The following is a 16645-nucleotide window of genomic DNA, read 5'->3' on the forward strand; positions in this document are numbered from 1 at the left end:
CAGGCTCGCCCGCTGCCCTTAGAGTGGCCAACATGACTTACGACGTCGCGAGGGTTCGGGGCCTGATACCGTCCCTGGGCGACGGCTGGATCCATCTCGACCCGCAAGCGGGCATGCTGGTTCCGGATGCGGTATCCCGTGCCGTCTCAACGGGTTTCCGAACTTCTTCCTTTTCGCATACCGGCCGCACCAGCGCCGCGGTGCGCAGCGCGGCGATTCTGGACGCCGCCCGCGAGGCGGTGGCCGACTTGGTCGGCGGTGACCCGGCGGGCGTCGTGCTCGGCCCCGACCGCGCGGTCCTGCTGGCCTGGCTGGCCGAGTCGCTGAGCTCCCGGCTCGGGCTCGGCACCGGCATCGTGCTGTCCCGGCTGGACGACGAGGCCAACGTCGCGCCCTGGCTGCGCATCGCCAACCGATACGGCGCACATGTGCGCTGGGCCGAGGTGGAGATCGAGACCTGCGAGATGCCGTCCTGGCAGTTCGAGGAGCTGATCGGCCCCACGGCGCGACTGGTCGCGCTCACCGCCGCCTCACCCATCGTCGGCTCGGCGCCGGCCGTGCGGGTGGCCGCGGATCGAGTGCACGAAGTGGGCGGCCTGCTGGTGGCCGACGCGTTCGGCGCCGCCCCTTACGCGCTGATCGACATCGACGATTTGAACGCCGACGTGGTCGCGCTGAGCGCACCGGCATGGGGTGGTCCGCAGATCGGCGCGCTGGTCTTCCGCGACCCGGCGTTCCTGGACCGGATCCCGTCGATGTCGCTGAACCCGTATGCGAAGGGCGCCGAACGACTGGAGGTCGGCGGGCATCAGTACGCGCTGCTCGCCGGGCTGACCACCTCGATCGACTTCCTCGCCGGGCTCGACGAGCGGGCGCGCGGAACCCGGCGCGAGCGCTTGGAAATGTCCATCACGTCGCTGCAGGACTATCACGACGAGCTGTTCGAGCACTTGATGGCCGTGCTGAACGCGATCCCGAACCTCACCGTGATCGGCCGCGCGTCCACCCGCATTCCCACCGTCAGTTTCACCCTCGCCGGTATGCAGGCGGAGAAGGTCGCGGCCAAGCTGGCCGACCACCGGATCGGTACGGTCAGCGGCGTGCACGGCGGCAGCAGGCTGCTGGACGCGCTCGGCGTCAACGACGAGGGCGGCGCCGTGACCATCGGCCTCGCGCCCTACACCACCAAGTTCGAGATCGATCAGCTCGGCAGGGCGTTGTTGTCGCTGGAGTGAGCGGGCCGAGCGGAGGCTGAGGCAGCCGCGTACAGGGCGCAGGCGAGGCAGCTGCTCAGAGTTCTTTCACCCGCAGCACCACTTTGCCGAACGCCTCCCCGGAGTCCAGCAGCCGATGCGCTTCGCCCGCCTCCTCGATCGGCAGCTCGGCGGCGACGACCGGGACGACGGTGCCGTCGGCGATCAACGGCCACAGGTGCCTGCGAACCTCTGCGATGATCTCGGCTTTGCCGCCGACGCCGGTCGCGGGCCGCGCCCGCACGTTCGTCGCGTGGACGGTGCCCCACTTAGCCAGGAGCGCGGCCAGATTCAGCTCCGCGCTCACACCGCCCTGCATGCCGATCACCACGAGTTTGCCGTGGGCGGCCAGAGCGTCGACATTGCGGCCGAGATAGGCCGCGCCCATGTTGTCCAGGATGATGTCGGCGCCGGGGCCGCCCGCGCCCGATTGCTCGGCGCGCACCGCGGTGACGAAATCGTCCTCGCGGTAGTTGATCAGCACGCTCGCCCCCAGCTCCGCGCAGCGCGCCAGCTTCTCGGCCGACCCGGCGGTCACCGCGACACGCGCGCCGAGCGCCTTGGCGACCTGGATGGCGTGTGTGCCGACACCGCCTCCGCCGCCGTGGATCAACACCAGATGGTTCGCGCGCAGGCCTGCGGTCATCACGAGGTTCGACCACACGGTGGCCGCCACTTCGGGCAGTCCGGCCGCCGCGCCCAGATCGAGGCCGTCCGGGACCGGAAGCACCTGGGTCGCTGGCACCGCGACCCGTTCGGCGTAACCGCCGCCGGACAGCAGCGCGCACACCCGATCGCCGACAGCCCAGTCACGCACCCCGTCGCCGAGTTCGGCGATGACACCGGAACATTCCAGGCCGATGATCGGGCTCGCGCCCGGCGGGGGAGGGTAGTGGCCTCGGCGCTGCAGCAGGTCGGCCCGGTTGACACCGGCCGCGGCCACCTCGATCAGGACTTCGCCGTGTCCTGGCGTCGGATCGGGCGCCTCCGCCCAGGACATCGTCTCGGGTCCGCCGAATCCGTTCAGGTCGATAGCACGCACCGTGCCATACTGCTCCGCCGGTGCGGATCAGCGCGCGCTGACCCCCGCCGAGCGGCCGGTACGCCGCGCAGCGGACCGCAATCCGGCAAGCAAGCTGCGATGACCGGCGTCACAGACTACCGTTCCGGGCATGAGCGGCGGCTTCATCAATTTCCAGAACGAGATCTACCTGGGCGGTCTAGGTGGAGCGGTGCCCGAATTGCCCATGACCGCCGCGGGTTTGGAGTCGCTCGCGCAGCAGCGCCTGGACCCGGCGGCCTTCGCCTACGTGGCGGGCAGTGCCTCGGCGGAGCGCACGGCCGCGGCCAACCGGTCGGCCTTCGATCGATACCGCATCCTGCCCCGGATGCTGCGCGGCGCGACCGGGCCCGGTGCCAGGGACCTCTCGGTCGAGGTGCTCGGGACCCGGCTGGCGGCTCCCGTGCTCACCGCACCGATCGGTGTCCTCGAGCTGCTGCACGAAGGCGGTGAGGTGATCGCGGCCGAGGTGACCAAGGAGCTGGGCATCGGCACGGTGCTGTCCACCGCGGCCTCCTCGACCATCGAAGAGGTCGGCGCGGCGGCCGGTGCGTGGTGGTATCAGCTGTACTGGCCCGCCGACGACGAACTGGCCCGTTCCTTCGTCCAGCGCGCCGAGCGAGCGGGCGCTTCGGCGATCGTGGTGACCGTGGACACCCCGACACTGGGGTGGCGTCCACGCGACCTCGAACTGGCGCACCTGCCGTTCCTGCACGGCAAGGGCATCGCGAACTACCTGTCCGACCCGGTCTTCCGCGCCAAGCTCGCGGCCGCGCCGGAGGAGAGCGAGGAGGCGATGCGGACGGCCATCCTCACCTGGGTGGGCTTGTTCGGCAACCACACGCTGCGGCCCGCCGATCTCGCACACCTGCGGGAGTGGACCGACCTGCCGATCGCGGTGAAGGGCATCCTGCACCCGGAGGACGCGCGGCAGGTGGTCGATGCGGGCGCCGACGCGGTGGTGGTGAGCAATCACGGCGGACGCCAGGTCGACGGCTCGATCGCGGCACTGGACGCGTTGCCCGCGGTGGTGGCCACCGTCGGCGACCGTGCCGACGTGCTGTTCGACTCGGGTGTGCGCACCGGATCCGACGTGCTGGTCGCGCTGGCGCTCGGCGCGAAGGCGGTGCTCTACGGGCGGCCCTGGGCCTACGGTCTCGGTCTGGCCGGTGCCGCGGGCGTCCGGCACGCGCTGCGGGTATTGCTGGCCGACTTCGACTCGGCGCTCGGACTCTCCGGCTGCGCCGACCTGGCCGCGGTGGGCCGCTCGCTGCTGTCCACGGTGCGCTGACCTGCGGCACTCGCCGATTTGCGCAGTTCGCCGCGCATAGAATGACCATCGTGCATCCCGAACCGAGCGGTCGAGCGGTGGCCGAACCGCGGTGGCTCACCCCAGCGCAGCAGCGCGCCTGGCGCGCGTACATGGACGGTCACCAGCGCCTGATGACGGCACTGAACCGTCAGCTGCAGCGCGACAGCGACCTGACCATCGCCGAATACCGCATCCTCGTCCTGCTCTCGGAGGCCCCTGACCGCTCGCTGCGAATGAGCGAGCTGGCCGACGGCGTGCTGTCCTCGCGCAGCAAGCTCACCCATCAGATCCGGCGGCTGGAGGCCCAGCAGATGGTGCGCCGCAACACGTGTCTGGAGGACGGCCGCGGCGTGCTCGCCGAACTCACCGACGAGGGCATGCGCCGCCTGGAGGCCGCCGCCCCCGGCCATGTCGAGGCCGTCCGCCGCCACTTCATCGATCTGCTCGCCCCGGCCCAGCTCGACGTGATCGGCGAGGTCTTCGGACGCGTCGACGAGGAAATCGGCAAGCACCCCGGCTGAGCGGTCCGCTACGATCAGGTCCCTGGAGACGTGGCAGAGCGGCCGAATGCACTCGCCTTGAAAGCGAGCGTCGCGAGAGCGACCGGGGGTTCAAATCCCTCCGTCTCCGCTCCACTCATGGCCGGTCCATGCTCACGGAGAGCGTGAGCCGGGCTCGTTTCGCCATGTTGTGGGGGTGCAACCCCCACACCCCGCCCGGCGGGCTTCGCCCCCGGATCCCCGCCTATGGTCCGGCTACCACAGCTGCCGCGCCTGTCGGGCTGACCATAGTTACGCCTGCCTATGGTTGCGTTGACCAGTGTTCGAATCCCGTTGGGCCGTCAGCGCGCATTCCCGGAAACGCTTGAGGCACAGGGTACGACCAGTCTGGGCGGTGTGCCGCGATTGCTGGAACGGTCGAACGCGCGGCCCCCGGAAATCGCGCTGTCGAGTATCGTTGACGCGATCTGCTTTTCGAGATTTCGAGGGGGGTCGCGATCGCTGTATGGCGGTTCGCCGGAGTGGAACGGCGCTGGCAGGAGGGTTTCGCCACGCGATGAGCGCGACGAACGGACTTCGACACGGCTATGGCCTCCGGCCCACCCATGGCGGCTCTGGCAGGATGGTTCGCATGCTGTCTCGCCGCGGGGTGCGGCGTTGGGTTTCCAGCGCCTTGGTCAGCGCCGCACTGGTTTCGGGTGTGGTGGCGTTCGGCGCTCCCCAGGTGACGGCGGCCCCTGGCGCCGCACCGCCGGTGAACACCGGCTCCTCGGACGGCCCCGGCCCGGCCGAGCCGACCAGTAAACAGCCCTCGACGCCCAGGATCGACCGCATCGAACCGATCAACGACCGATGGCTTCGGGTCTTCGTCGCGTCGCCGTCGATGAGCCGGGTGGTCGAGGTGCAGGTGCTGCTGCCGCGCGACCGGTCCCGCCCGCGCCCGACCGTCTACATGCTCGACGGCCGCAGCGCGAGCCCCGACAGCAACAACTGGACCGAGCTCGGGCACGCGGATCGCTTCTACGCGGACAAGGACGTCAACGTGGTGCTCACCGTCGGCGGACCGGCCAGCTTCTACACCGACTGGCAGCGTCCCGACCCGGTGCTCGGCACCAACATGTGGGAGACGTTCCTCGCCAAGGAGCTGCCCCCGCTCATCGACGCGAAGTTCGACGGCAACGGCGTCAACGCGGTCATGGGCGTCTCGATGGGCGCCGAGGCCGCGATGATGCTCGCGTTCCGTCAGCCGAAGCTCTACACCGCGATCGCCGCGCACAGCGGGTGTTTCTCGATGGGCACCGATATCGGCCAGGCGCAGGCCCGCGCGGTGGTGGCCACCTACATGGGCGAGCCGGACAACATGTTCGGCAAGCAGGACGATCCGGCCTGGCTGGCCCACGACGTCACGTTGCACGCGGACGCGTTGCGGGGCAAGACGATCTATCTGTCGGTGGGCAGCGGCATACCCGGCGTGCACGACGTGCCCGGCACCCCGAACGTCGACGTGGCCAGCGCCATCGGGTTCGGCGGCCCGCTGGAGGCCGCGACCAACGCCTGCACCCGACGGCTCACCGACCGGCTCCGTTCGCTCGGCATCCCGGTCACCGCGCACTTCCGCGCCACCGGCACGCACTCCTGGCCGTACTGGGAGGACGAGCTGGCGCTGTCTTGGCCGACGATCGCGGGCGCGATCGGCGTCCGCTAGCCGAGGAACCGCTCGAGTATCGCGGGATCGGTGGCGAAGCCGAGGAACAAATCGTTCTCGTGCGGGTCACCGACCGTGACGCGGACCCCGTCGCTGCCGTAGGGCCGCACCAGTACTCCCGCCGCCGCGCTCGCCTCGCCGAACTCGGCGCCGCGCTCGCCCAGCGGCAGCCAGACGAAGTTCGCCTGGCTCGGCGGCACCGGATACCCGGCGGCCACCAGTGCGTCGCGCATCCGTTCGCGCTCGGCGACCAGAACGTCGGTGCGATCCAGCAATTCGTGCCGCGCCTCCAGCGAGGCGATCGCCGCCGCCTGCGCGAGCCGGTTGACGCTGAACGGGATGTGCACCTTCAGCAGTGCCGTGATCACGGCGGGATCGCCCACCGCGTACCCGACGCGCAGCCCGGCCAGCCCGTAGGCCTTGGAGAAGGTGCGCAGCACAACCACATTGGGCCGGGTCCGGCCGAGTTCGACGCCGTCCGGATGATCGGCCAGCCGGAGGTATTCGTAGTAGGCCTCGTCCAGCACCACCAGCACGTGCGACGGGACCGCGTCCAGGAACCGGACCAGTTCCGCCTTGCCGACGGCGGTGCCGGTGGGGTTGTTCGGGTTGCAGACGAAGATCAGCTTGGTCCGTTCGGTGACCGCCGCGGCCAAAGCGTCCAGATCGTGCACTTGGTCGGCGGTGAGCGGTACCTGCACGGCGGTGGCGTTGCCGACCTTGGTCACGATCGGGTACGCCTCGAACGAGCGCCACGCGAACAGCACCTCGTCGGACGCCGACGCGCAGGTGATCTGCACCAGCTCCTGGCACAGGGCTACGCTGCCGCAGCCGACGGCGATGTTGTCGAATCCCACCCCGAGGAACTCGGCCAGCGCCGTGCGCAGCTCGGTCACCTGATTGTCCGGATACCGGTTGACCAACTCCGCCGCCTCGGCGATGGCCTTGGCGGCGGCGGGCAGCGGACCGAAGGTCGTTTCGTTGCTGGCCAACTTGACCGCGCCGGGATGGCTGCGGCCGGGGGTGTACGCCGGGATCGAATCGAGGTCCGGCCGGATCTGCGCTGTCACACTCCAACCCTAATCCGCGGCACAGATAGCCCGGTCAGCGTACCGGAAATTCTCTGGGCTAGCGGCCCCCACGTGCGATTTTCTACCGAAGAACCGCAACTCGCCCTACGCTGGTTTCATGTCGGGCACCTACGACGATATGGCCCCGCTACGGGGAAGCGACCTGCAAGACGAACGACCGACTGCCCGTGGGCAGGTGCCCATCACCGTGGTGGAGCCCGAGGGCAATGCCCGCGGCGGGATCGTGGTGCTGCACGAGTCCAGGGAGTTGACCGGCGCGCTGCGCGACCTGATGAACGCCCTGGCCGGGGAAGGGTGGACGGTAGTCGTCCCCGACCTCTTCCACCGGGCAGACGGCGAACCGGGCAGCGGAGTCTTCGGCGACGAGCTGTTCGACGACTTCGACGCCTGCTTCGACTGGCTCACCCGGCGCGGGGTCTTCCCCGACACCATCGGCGTGCTCGGTTTCGACTCCGCCGGGACGGCCGCGTTCCTGGTCGCGACCAACCGCCCGATCGGGGCCGCGGTCAGCGTCGCGGCGCGCGGCATCGTCGAGCCGCTCGCCGCGCAGGCCGACGCGCTCGTGCGGGCCGCCCCCAAGCTGCAAGCGCCCTGGCTGGGCCTGTTCGGCGAAGACGACCCGGCCACCCCGCCCGCCGAGGTCGAACAGTTGCGCGACGCGACCGCCCGCGCGGACGTCGCCAGCCTGGTCGTCACCTACCCCGGACTGCACCACCGCGCCGACACCGCCGACGAGGACACCGACACCGTCGATTCGCAGACCAGAATCTTCGACTGGTTCGACAGCAACCTGCGCTGACCAGCCGTTTTGTGATCTGGACGGTAGCTCCTGTAACCTTGCTGCTCGGCGGTTCGAAAGGACCGGTGCCCTCGAAGAGAAGGCTCCAGGAGGCGTGCCAGAGCGGCCGAATGGGACTCACTGCTAATGAGTTGTCCCTTCACGGGGACCGGAGGTTCAAATCCTCTCGCCTCCGCCACACCCGGGAAACCGGGTACAACTGAATAACACCTGCGCCCGTAGCTCAACGGATAGAGCATCTGACTACGGATCAGAAGGTTAGGGGTTCGAATCCCTTCGGGCGCACATAAGAGAAGGCTCCTTCGCTCATCGCGGAGGAGCCTTCTCGCATGTCTCGAGCAAGGAATCCATGCCCGTTACCGTCCGCGTCTCTGGCGACCAGAACGGTGCAGCCATGCTCTGCGGTGGCAACTGCGGCTACCTGCGCGCCCGCGCACGGCTACCTGCGTCGCACGCATGGCGTGCGGGTCGGTCACTGGCTGGGCAGCCGGGGAGCCTTTCAGCCCCGACGCCGCGTAGTACCGGACAACACGAACGCCCCGCCACCGTCGTCTAGGCGAAGGGGCGGGGCGTTCGGGCTTCCGTCTGCGGGCGCTTGAGCTCGCCATCAGTTACGCCAGCGGTGAAGGCTAGTGCCTCGTCCAGATAGCTTCCGCTGTAACCGCCGGTATGGACAAGTCCGCGAAGGTAGTCGAAAGGCGGCTGGCCACGGCGTGTCGCACCGCCATTCGACTAACCTCGCCGCGTCACCGAACTCGAATACCAACCTTTCTGGACGGAGCACTAGTTCAAGCTGAGTGTACGTAGGCAACCAAGGTTTCCCGCATGTCTCCCGCAACCGAGGAATCCGGGAAGTGCTCTGCCAGTAGGCTTTCCAACTGGTTGAGACGCTTGCGCACCCACGAGAAGTGAGCGCTGATCGGGTTCTCCAACACAGGCGATACTGCGGCAATGCTGCCGTCCAAGTCTCCGAGACGTGCGCTCGCGGATGCCAAATAGATCTGAGACAGCATCTCATCACCGGGGGAACGCTGCACTTGCCACGCGTCGATTGCTTCCTCAGACGCCTTCACAGATTTCCGGAGCGTCTTCTCATCGTCTGCCCACATGAGCGAGAACCCACGGTAGTAGATCTGTTTTGCTGGCGTGAATGTGAATAGGCCGGGTATTTCGTCGGGTCCCGCTGCGTCTCGTGCACGCTCTGCCTGGTCGAGCAGTTCCAGCGCACGTGCCGAGTCGCCGAGGTTCGCGACCGATGCAGCCAAACCACACAAGAGCCGGGGTTCGGCGGTGCCGGTCGAGTGCGTGACGTACTTCAGTCCGTCCGTTGCCGCGTCTCGTGCGCGTTCGAAATCCTTCACGAACCGGAACGCCAACGCTTGTGTGCCGCGCGCCCATGCCCTCAACTGGTCGTGGTCGGCCCGGTCGCCCAGTTGGAACGAGGCTTGCGCGTGAACGCGTGCCGTGTCCGCCTGCCCAAGGTCGAGCGTCAGATACGACAGCACTCCACACACGCGGCCAAGCGCTACGTACAACTCCCGTATCTCGTCTGGCCGGTGCGCGCCCAACTTGATACGTCGCATCAACTCCGCGCGAATGTCCATCGCTCGGCTCAGGGTTCGGTCATATGACTCGAACCGGGCGTTGCGGGCTACGTCGATGATGCCGGATTGCATATCGTCCAGCGGCACCGCGTCCGGTTCGGCTAGAAGCGCTTCGGACTCTCGCCGCGCCTGGTCGAGCATCCGCAACGTGTCATTGCGTCGCGCGTGATCCGCTTGGTCCGCATCCCACGCCGAAACCAAGACGCCACTTGCGTTGAGCGCACGGTCAACGCGTTCGGCCCATCCGCGATCCTTCGGCCAACGTCGGCCCGCTTCAATGTTCGCGAGCTGGGAGTAGTCGCAGAACGTTGCCCCTGCAAGTTCGCGCAAGCTGAGTCCGCGTTCGGTCCGTAGCTGCCTGAGCGTGCGGCCGGTCCTGTCTGGTTCCATCCCGCACAATCGTTGCTCCACCGACGACATCTCACACCCACCCGTGTGTCTTCAAATGTGGACCTGTCGCTTTGAAAACAGCTTAGTCCTGCACAGATGCACTCGCTCATGCTGATGTTGAGATTGCGCCCGGTAGGGGAGTGCGGAACCGCAGACACCGCAAGCCATTCCATCCTCGGGTACCGGTCAGGGGGTCGCCGAGGACCGGGCGCACCCTAAGCCTTCCGATACAAGTAGGGGTCTTCGTGGGCCACATAGCGTTTGGGGACACCCCCGTGTCTCGATGCCACTTCTACCGGCGAGTGTGTGACCTACCTGCGGTGATCGACCCGCCCGAGCTGGGTCGGATCATCATGCGAACGTCCCATGTGGGGGCGCTGACCATGCCCGCACCGTTAGGGCGTGCTGTCCTGCACCGGATGCGGCACCGCAGAGACGCGTTAGGGCCGATCGTGGCGCACCCTCGCTCGAACAGATGGACCTACCTTGTGCGGCCCGATGTACCGGACGACACAAAGCTTTTCGCGGAGATGTTCCGGCTCGACGTGTCGATTGTTCGGGAGGGCGGCACGGTCGCATTGCCTTCTCCCACGGCTGAGTCCGGTGCTGTCAGGCATTGGATAGAGACACCCCGGGACCGGTTCCGCCCGTCTGGGATTGTCGTGGTCGGGCACATACGCGCCTGCGGTGGTCCAGGTAGGCGTTGGGCGGTCGCTCATGTCTGACTGCACGGTTCCGCTGTCTCAGTGTCGATGGTGGGCGACGGCGGACGGGAAACCGAACGGGCAGCGTGGTTTCGTGACGCACGTCCGCTGCCCGGACAGCCGACATTGCCTGCGCCTGGTCCCGCTGGTCGACGGCAGGATCGGGGAGCACGACCGCAACGTCGGCGGTGTCTGCCCGTGGATCGGGGTCCGGGTGGTTGATGACCGGAGGGAAGCGCGATGACTTCTCCGCTGCCGCACGATCCGGATGTGCATCTGTCGGTGTTCCTGCACGGCGCCCGGTTCGACTTCGCTGACTGCCGCCCTGGTGTTCGTTCAAGAGCATCGGGAACGGCACTACGTCGACGCCGTGAACGTGCTCCCTGATAGTGCTGAGGGCTGGCCAGAGTGCCGTGTGAACGGCTGTATGTCGAGCGATGATGGTTCCTTGCCCGGTGACCGTGCACGCGCGACACTGACCTGTTCGGACCATGACGAGAAGCGAGGTAGACGTGGGGAATGACGAGCAGTTGACCATGGATCTCGGCGTACCCGTCGAGCAGACCGAATGGGGGAAATGGGTCGACCCGGACCGCCGCAAGGCACAGGCCCGGAAGTTCATGGACTATGCAGGCATACGTGATATTCCTGCGGAACCATGGCCGGAAGACTCGGCGGAGGTGAAACGGCTCAACCCAATTGTCGCGGACCTGTTCCCGGATATGGCTACCGCGATGGCTCCCGAGAACGCCGACATGGCCGACGCATTCATTTGCTTCATCGGCGAATGCTTCATCAAGTTCGCGGGCGCTGAATGGGTCGACTTCGAATGGTTTGGCCGTGAGAATTCTTTCTACGACCACGTGAACCCGGCTTTGCTTTGCGACACAGAGGACGAAGACGAATTCACGGTATGGGGGTTGATGGATGACATGATCGGTTATCATCCCGAAGGATACGACGGCATGTTTTCGTATGTAGCGGCAGCACTGCGCGAGTACGCTGCCGACCACGAGGAGAAACGCCGCGAGCAGGCCCCGCCCGTCACGTAACGATTCACCATCCGATACCCATCACCTTGATGTTCCACGCACCGGGGGGTGTGTCAAGTTATGCCGGATGGATACGACAGAGACCGCCACAACTACGACAACAATACGCGTGGCAGGATATTCGAGAACGGTGCATACCGGTATTTCCGCGACCGCGAGAATGGCTATGTCCAAGGCTCACGAAAATTCACCACCGTAAAAGGTCGAATCCAATTCGACAAATTGAAAGACGACCGGGGCAAAATCTTCAGTATCGAGGAAAAATCAGGGAAGATCGAGGGGCCAAAAGATCAAAAGCAACTGGAAGCGTTGCGAGTTCTACTCGATAAGAATCCGAATCACCAGCATGTGTTGCGATCTGTCGAGGGCGAGCCGATATCGAAACCAGCGCAGGAGCTTATCGCCGGACTGATCCGAGACTTCCCGAACCAGTTCACCCACCAGATCATCCCCCGACACGTTGCCCGCGAGATTTGGGCGATCGGACTGCAAAGAGAAGCGGGTCAACAGCAAGAATTGCCCGGTGTCGGGGAGAAGGCGCGGCAGGAAAAGGCTCAGGAGCTACAGAAGCGGCGGGATGAAATCGCGTTGTTGGCGCGAGCGCGTGCGCGAGCCGAAAAATTCTGGAAGATGCTGCGGTTCCGGGAAGGTGCCACGCGTGGCAAGGCGGATGCACCCCAGAAGATCGAACGTGATCGGCAAGCGCGAGAAGAAGCTGAGCGAGCCAGACAAGCACGCGGAACCGATGAGCGTGCACGGGTTGAACGGGCGGCTGCCGAACGGGTGGCGCTGGAATTCCCGGTGCCCGATCAGTTTCAGGAACGGGAACCCGCCGACACAGGGGAACAGGCGGCCCGAGAGGCTGCCGACGCTGCCAGCCTGGAGCGCGCAGCAGCCGACGTCCGCGCGGCGGAGGAGAAAGCGCGCGAGGCAGCGGAGAAGGAACGCGCCGAAGAACTTGCACGACTTCAAGCCCGGGGAATGCCCCCGGAGGTCGTGAAGCTTCTCGGTCTAGGGCAGGCGCAACCCCCGTCAGCGGCGGTGCGGGAGCCACCTGGTAGCGCGCCGGGCGTTGTGCGGGGCGGCACCGGGCATGGACTGGACCGCTCACGGGGAGTTGCTCGCGACCGATAGCCGACTCCCGTCGCTGCTCACAGCCCCGGCGTTGCCCGCCCGGTTAGTTCGGGCATGGATGCAATCGTTCAGTGGATCCGGACGGATGCGATGGGAAGTAACCGGTACGCGGCTTCTTCGAGTTCCACTGGTGCGAGCAATATTGGGCACTGATGGAAGTTCCATTCTCCCCGGGCGCACAAAAGTAGAAGGCTTCGCTCATTGCGGGGGCCTTCGTATGCGACTGACTGGGTGTCGGCCCAGCGGTGCCCCAGCGGTTCATGGTCCATCCGACGGCTACCCAGTGATGTGCAACGGAGGCGACTCCGGGAAGACGACCGGCAGCTCGGTCATGGCCCGGTGGAACGGCCCGGGTCGCCAGACGAGTTGCTCGGGTGGCACGGCCAAGCGCATTTCGGGGAGGGCGTCGAGGAGTTGGTCGATGGCGTCTTGGACGATCAGGTAGGCCACGGACTTGGCTGGGCAGGCGTGGGGGCCGGTGCTCCAGGCCAGGTGGGAGCGGTTGCCGGTGCGGTCGCCGCCGCGGATCTCGGGGTCGTTGTTGCATCCGGCCAGGCTGATCAGCACCGGCTGGTGGGCGGGCAGCCAGGTGTTGTCGATCAGGATCGGCTGTCGTGGGTAGGTTGCGCAGAAGTTGGCCAGCGGTGGGTCGTTGAACAGCACCTCGTCGAGGGCGTCACGTGTCGACAGGCTTCCGCCGAGTACCTCGCCGCCGAATCGGGCGTCGGTCAGCATCAGCAACAGGGTGTTGCTGATCAGGTTCTGCTGCGGTTCGATTCCCGCACCGTAGAAGCTGATCAGCTGGGAAAGCATCTCCGTGTCATCGAGGTTGGCCGGGTGATGCGCGAGCCGGGAGGTGACGTCGTCCGCGGGTTCCGCGCGCCGCAGCTGGATCAACTCCGTCAGCGCCTCGCTGAGCATCCGCATGCCGCGGGCGGCCTCGACGGTATCGAAGAGGGCGGCCATGCCGGTGGCGACCCGCTGGCCCAGTTCGGCGGAGCAGCCGACCATCTGGTTGAGCGTCTCGAAGACGAGCGGAAACGCGTACTGCGACACCAAGTCGGCCGCACCGTCCTGGCAGAAGCCGTTGATCAGCGGGATCGCGATCTTCTCGACCGTCGAATGCAGGGCGTGCAGGTCGATCCCGTCGATGGCCGCGATGTAGGTCTCCCGATAGCGAGCATGCGCTTCACCGGTGTTGCGCAACGCGTTCGGATGCCACTCCAGCATCGGCTTGATGGGCGAGTCGTCGGGAATGCTCTTCTGCCAGGTGCGCGGATCGGCCGGAAAATGGTCCGGGTCGTTGAGGATCCGCAACGCGGTGCGGTACCCGATCACCAAGGTGGCGGGCACATTCGGCGCCAACTCCATCGGAACCAGCGACCCGTGCTGCTGGCGCATCTGACGGTAGCCGCTGTGCGGATCAGCGGCGAATTTTCGGCTACGCAGACAGACTTGCGGGGTATCGGTGCTGATGGGCGAGCCCTGGACGGGGCAGGTACGGGGAGCGGACGTTGGGGACTGCGCTGTGGTCATAGGCGTGACTCCTGGTTGGCCGCTGTTGCGCACATCACGCTAGATGGCCGAGCCGGTCGAACCTACCGTCGGAAACGACATATTCGGTACTGAAAGCGACACGGATGCTGCCCCTGGCTCGCCCGCGCCGTCGACATGCATATCCGCCCGCGTCAACGCCCGATCGAGAGGAACCCCGATCCGCTAACGCTGAGAGTTATGTCGTTGCTCCGGACGCAGTGCTTACTTCCACGCGGGGAGGGTGGGGAGCTTGCCGGTCAGGTCCGAACCTGTGCTGCGGCCGAGGAGCCAGGCGGCAAGGGAGGATGCGGGGCCGGTGATGGTGTTGGTGGCGGGGGAGGGGCCGATGGTGGCGGTGAAGTCGGAGTCGGTGGCGTGCAGGGCGAAGGGTTCGAGAGGGTTGTCGGCGGTGAGGCGGGTCAAGTCGCTGGTGGCTTGGGGCAGGATTCGGGCGACGAAGGAGGCGGGCCAGTTGGCGGGTCGGTAGCCCGCGTTCAGGTCGACGTGGTGGATTTCCACCTCCTGCAACCGCATCCACGGGATCTCGGTCGCGGGAATCGGGCGGCCTTGGCGGGTGCGAACCTGTGCCTGCCAGGCGGTGTCGGTCAGTGAGCGCGCGAGACCGAGCCAGCGGGTCGCGGCGGCTTCGTTGTCGGCCAGCTGCTCGGCGAGCGGACGAGGCGCTCCCGCCTCGATATCGCTGTCGCGCAGAAAAGCGCTGGCGTACTGCGGGATTTCGACGCCCGTGTGGGCCCACAGCAGCAGGTTGACCAGGCTGTCGGCATTGCGGGCCAGGTGGGCGAGAACGTGGCCGCGGGTCCACCCTGGCAGCAGGGACGGCCCGGTGACCGCGCTGTCGTCGAGTCCGCGGATGGTGTCCAGAAGTCGTGCGGTCGCCTCGGCGACGGTATCGAGCTGCACGGGGGTCTGCGAAGCGGCGGCGGTCACGTTCCCGACCTTAGCGACAGCACACCCCGCCCGCCGCGTACGACGGGCTGTACCCAGCCGCTGCCTATCCACGAGTGGCACATGGTTACGGCAAAACGCGAGTAGACCCCTCCACCATGTACCACTCGCCGCGAGCGGGAGAGCCGGTGGCCACTGGTCTCCGGTCGTGTGTTCCGGTCGAGCACGACGATCGCGTCGGATTGGGGTTACGCACTGTCGGAGAAGACGGGATGTGCGGCCGACCCCTCGCCCTACTCGGCGACGATCGCGTCGGCCTCGATCTCCACCAGCAGCGCCGGGGTGATCAGTGCCTTGACCTCGTACATGGCCGTCGCGGGCCGGATGTCGCCGAACACTTCGGCGTGCGCCTCGGCGACCTCGGGCCAGCGCGTGATGTCGGTGACGAAGATGCGGGTGCGCACGACGTCGGCCAGGCTCGCGCCCGCCTCCGTCAACGCGGAACCGATTCGGCGCAGGGTTTCCCTGGTCTGCTCGCGGATGTCGTCGCCGCCGAAGGCGGTGCCGCCGGGGCCAGAGGCAGTGGTACCGCTGACCGCGATGACATTGCCGACCCGGACCGCCCGCGAGTAGCCGACGATGGCTTCGAACTCCGAGCCCGAGGAGATGTTCACGCGATCAGTCATGTCCGACAGCATCGCACGGGCCGCCGCCGGGGCCGCAAGTCAGCTCGGCTCGGTCCACTCTCTGGCCTCCACGATCACCGCGGCGGCCAGCGCCAGCAACCACAGCGACATCGCGCCGACCTGGATGCGCTGGGCGATTCCGAGGGCGTAGTTCCCGGGCAAATTGTCGGCGACCAGCATCCACACCGTCGCCGTCGCACCGATCACCAGCGCGGCCAGTCCGAACTCGCGCAGTATCCGCCAGCGCCGATAACGGAACGCGGCGAGGCTGAACGCGAATGCCGCGACCGCGATCGAGGTGACCGCCAGCGTGCTCGTCAGCGCGTGCGGCTGATGCAGCTGCGGGAACAGTTCGCTCGGCCTGCCGCACCCGGCCTCGCCAGGGGTGCAGTCACGCAGCGGCAGCAGTACGTCGGCGATGGTCGACGCGCCGAAGCAGAACAGCGCCACCCAGCCGATCGTGGTGAGCCTGCGGCGCGGGAACAGCAGCAGCCCCGCGATCGCCGCGGGCATCAGCGCCGCTCCGGTGATCATGTCGGCGGTCGCGAACACCAGCCGGTACGGCCTGCCCTCCGCGTCCAGTTCGCTGAGGAAGGAATTGACCGGGTCGAGCTCGATCCGCAATACGAACTGCAGCAGCCAGGACGAATAGCAGAGTCCCGCGAGCGCGATCGCCAGCGCGATAACCATCGACACCGGTCGCACGCGCTGGTCGGCGGTCTTCGGGCGACGCGTCACCACATCATTGTGCTGCCTGCCACCGCGACGCAGGCACGGGCCATTGCCACCGCGCACACAGTCTCTTGTCAGGTTCGCCGGGCACGCTGGAACCCACGTGCCATTCGAGGAGGTTCTCATGCTCGGCTTCGCGACTGCCGCCGCAGGAATCGCGGTCATGACGGTAATGGTGGTG

The 16645-nt window shown here is 67.0% G+C and carries 15 protein-coding genes and 3 tRNA genes; 11 read left to right on the forward strand and 7 right to left on the reverse strand.

All coding sequences use genetic code 11. From position 1 onward, the window contains the following. Positions 1–32: 32 nt before the first annotated feature. Entirely contained in the window at positions 33–1235 is a 1203-nt protein-coding gene (locus ON34_RS00715; RefSeq protein WP_040772942.1) for a cysteine desulfurase-like protein, read from the forward strand. Positions 1236–1290: 55 nt separating this feature from the next. Here ON34_RS00715 and ON34_RS00720 read toward each other — a convergent pair whose 3' ends face one another. Continuing rightward, complete coding sequence (locus ON34_RS00720; RefSeq protein WP_040772754.1) at positions 1291–2295, reverse strand: NAD(P)H-quinone oxidoreductase; 1005 nt, start codon at positions 2293–2295, stop codon at positions 1291–1293. 130 nt (positions 2296–2425) lie between these two features. On the opposite strand from ON34_RS00720, the gene ON34_RS00725 reads away from it, so the two are divergent. The 4 genes from ON34_RS00725 to ON34_RS00740 all read left to right on the forward strand — a co-directional run bounded on the left by ON34_RS00725 (position 2426) and on the right by ON34_RS00740 (position 5830). Beyond that, a complete protein-coding gene (locus ON34_RS00725) occupies positions 2426–3604 on the forward strand; it encodes a lactate 2-monooxygenase (protein WP_040772756.1) in 1179 nt (392 codons plus the stop codon). Positions 3605–3645: 41 nt separating this feature from the next. Continuing rightward, complete coding sequence (locus tag ON34_RS00730; protein ID WP_051021991.1) at positions 3646–4146, forward strand: MarR family winged helix-turn-helix transcriptional regulator; 501 nt, start codon at positions 3646–3648, stop codon at positions 4144–4146. Between the two features lie 24 nt (positions 4147–4170). Beyond that, positions 4171–4255, forward strand: a tRNA-Ser gene (locus ON34_RS00735). 501 nt (positions 4256–4756) lie between these two features. Further along, positions 4757–5830, forward strand: coding sequence for an alpha/beta hydrolase (locus ON34_RS00740; protein WP_040772758.1), 1074 nt, complete (start codon positions 4757–4759; stop codon positions 5828–5830). Here ON34_RS00740 and hisC read toward each other — a convergent pair. Beyond that, the gene (hisC, locus tag ON34_RS00745; RefSeq protein ID WP_040772759.1) at positions 5827–6900 is read right to left on the reverse strand and encodes a histidinol-phosphate transaminase; all 1074 of its coding nucleotides are present in this window, start codon (positions 6898–6900) and stop codon (positions 5827–5829) included. The genes ON34_RS00740 and hisC overlap by 4 nt on opposite strands. 118 nt (positions 6901–7018) lie before the next feature. Here hisC and ON34_RS00750 point away from each other — a divergent pair, with 118 nt between their 5' ends. From ON34_RS00750 to ON34_RS00760, 3 genes are all read left to right on the forward strand, one after another. Further along, positions 7019–7720, forward strand: coding sequence for a dienelactone hydrolase family protein (locus tag ON34_RS00750; RefSeq protein WP_040772761.1), 702 nt, complete (start codon positions 7019–7021; stop codon positions 7718–7720). Positions 7721–7808: 88 nt separating this feature from the next. Next, positions 7809–7898 (forward strand) — tRNA-Ser (locus ON34_RS00755). Positions 7899–7932: 34 nt separating this feature from the next. After that, positions 7933–8005, forward strand: a tRNA-Arg gene (locus ON34_RS00760). A 503-nt stretch (positions 8006–8508) separates the two neighbouring features. Here the strand turns inward: ON34_RS00760 and ON34_RS00765 are convergent. Next, on the reverse strand, positions 8509–9744 hold the full coding sequence (locus tag ON34_RS00765; RefSeq protein ID WP_040772762.1) for a helix-turn-helix domain-containing protein: 1236 nt from the start codon (positions 9742–9744) through the stop codon (positions 8509–8511). 768 nt (positions 9745–10512) lie between these two features. Between ON34_RS00765 and ON34_RS35710 the strand changes: the two genes are divergently transcribed. From ON34_RS35710 to ON34_RS35715, 3 genes are all read left to right on the forward strand, one after another. Further along, positions 10513–10662: a hypothetical protein gene (locus ON34_RS35710; protein WP_157172133.1), complete on the forward strand. Its 150-nt coding sequence runs from the start codon at positions 10513–10515 to the stop codon at positions 10660–10662. A gap of 268 nt (positions 10663–10930) precedes the next feature. Beyond that, positions 10931–11470, forward strand: coding sequence for a hypothetical protein (locus ON34_RS00770; protein ID WP_040772763.1), 540 nt, complete (start codon positions 10931–10933; stop codon positions 11468–11470). Positions 11471–11530: 60 nt separating this feature from the next. Further along, positions 11531–12604, forward strand: a complete 1074-nt coding sequence (locus ON34_RS35715) for a hypothetical protein (RefSeq protein ID WP_157172134.1) — start codon at positions 11531–11533, stop codon at positions 12602–12604. 276 nt (positions 12605–12880) lie between these two features. Here ON34_RS35715 and ON34_RS00780 read toward each other — a convergent pair whose 3' ends face one another. The 4 genes from ON34_RS00780 to ON34_RS00795 form a co-directional block, all read right to left on the reverse strand. Then, entirely contained in the window at positions 12881–14140 is a 1260-nt protein-coding gene (locus ON34_RS00780) for a cytochrome P450 (RefSeq protein ID WP_040772767.1), read from the reverse strand. 222 nt (positions 14141–14362) lie between these two features. Further along, positions 14363–15088 (reverse strand): maleylpyruvate isomerase family mycothiol-dependent enzyme, encoded by a 726-nt coding sequence (locus ON34_RS00785; RefSeq protein WP_040772769.1) that lies wholly within the window; start codon positions 15086–15088, stop codon positions 14363–14365. A 251-nt stretch (positions 15089–15339) separates the two neighbouring features. Beyond that, positions 15340–15732: a RidA family protein gene (locus tag ON34_RS00790; protein WP_174371989.1), complete on the reverse strand. Its 393-nt coding sequence runs from the start codon at positions 15730–15732 to the stop codon at positions 15340–15342. A gap of 39 nt (positions 15733–15771) precedes the next feature. Further along, entirely contained in the window at positions 15772–16422 is a 651-nt protein-coding gene (locus tag ON34_RS00795) for a DUF998 domain-containing protein (protein ID WP_040772947.1), read from the reverse strand. Positions 16423–16645: the final 223 nt, after the last annotated feature.

Source organism: Nocardia pneumoniae NBRC 100136 (genome assembly GCF_000308755.1).
GTDB classification, from domain to species: Bacteria; Actinomycetota; Actinomycetes; order Mycobacteriales; family Mycobacteriaceae; genus Nocardia; species Nocardia pneumoniae.

Excerpts from the sequence above, each read along its gene's own strand:
- ON34_RS00750 (WP_040772761.1), top strand. The coding sequence starts at position 7,019 with ATGTCGGGCACCTACGACGATATGGCCCCGCTACGGGGAAGCGACCTG.
- ON34_RS00780 (WP_040772767.1), bottom strand. The coding sequence starts at position 14,140 with ATGACCACAGCGCAGTCCCCAACGTCCGCTCCCCGTACCTGCCCCGTC.
- ON34_RS00725 (WP_040772756.1), top strand. The coding sequence starts at position 2,426 with ATGAGCGGCGGCTTCATCAATTTCCAGAACGAGATCTACCTGGGCGGT.
- ON34_RS00765 (WP_040772762.1), bottom strand. The coding sequence starts at position 9,744 with ATGTCGTCGGTGGAGCAACGATTGTGCGGGATGGAACCAGACAGGACC.
- ON34_RS00795 (WP_040772947.1), bottom strand. The coding sequence starts at position 16,422 with ATGGTTATCGCGCTGGCGATCGCGCTCGCGGGACTCTGCTATTCGTCC.
- ON34_RS00790 (WP_174371989.1), bottom strand. The coding sequence starts at position 15,732 with ATGACTGATCGCGTGAACATCTCCTCGGGCTCGGAGTTCGAAGCCATC.
- ON34_RS00740 (WP_040772758.1), top strand. The coding sequence starts at position 4,757 with ATGCTGTCTCGCCGCGGGGTGCGGCGTTGGGTTTCCAGCGCCTTGGTC.
- ON34_RS00730 (WP_051021991.1), top strand. The coding sequence starts at position 3,646 with ATGACCATCGTGCATCCCGAACCGAGCGGTCGAGCGGTGGCCGAACCG.
- ON34_RS35715 (WP_157172134.1), top strand. The coding sequence starts at position 11,531 with ATGCCGGATGGATACGACAGAGACCGCCACAACTACGACAACAATACG.
- ON34_RS00715 (WP_040772942.1), top strand. The coding sequence starts at position 33 with ATGACTTACGACGTCGCGAGGGTTCGGGGCCTGATACCGTCCCTGGGC.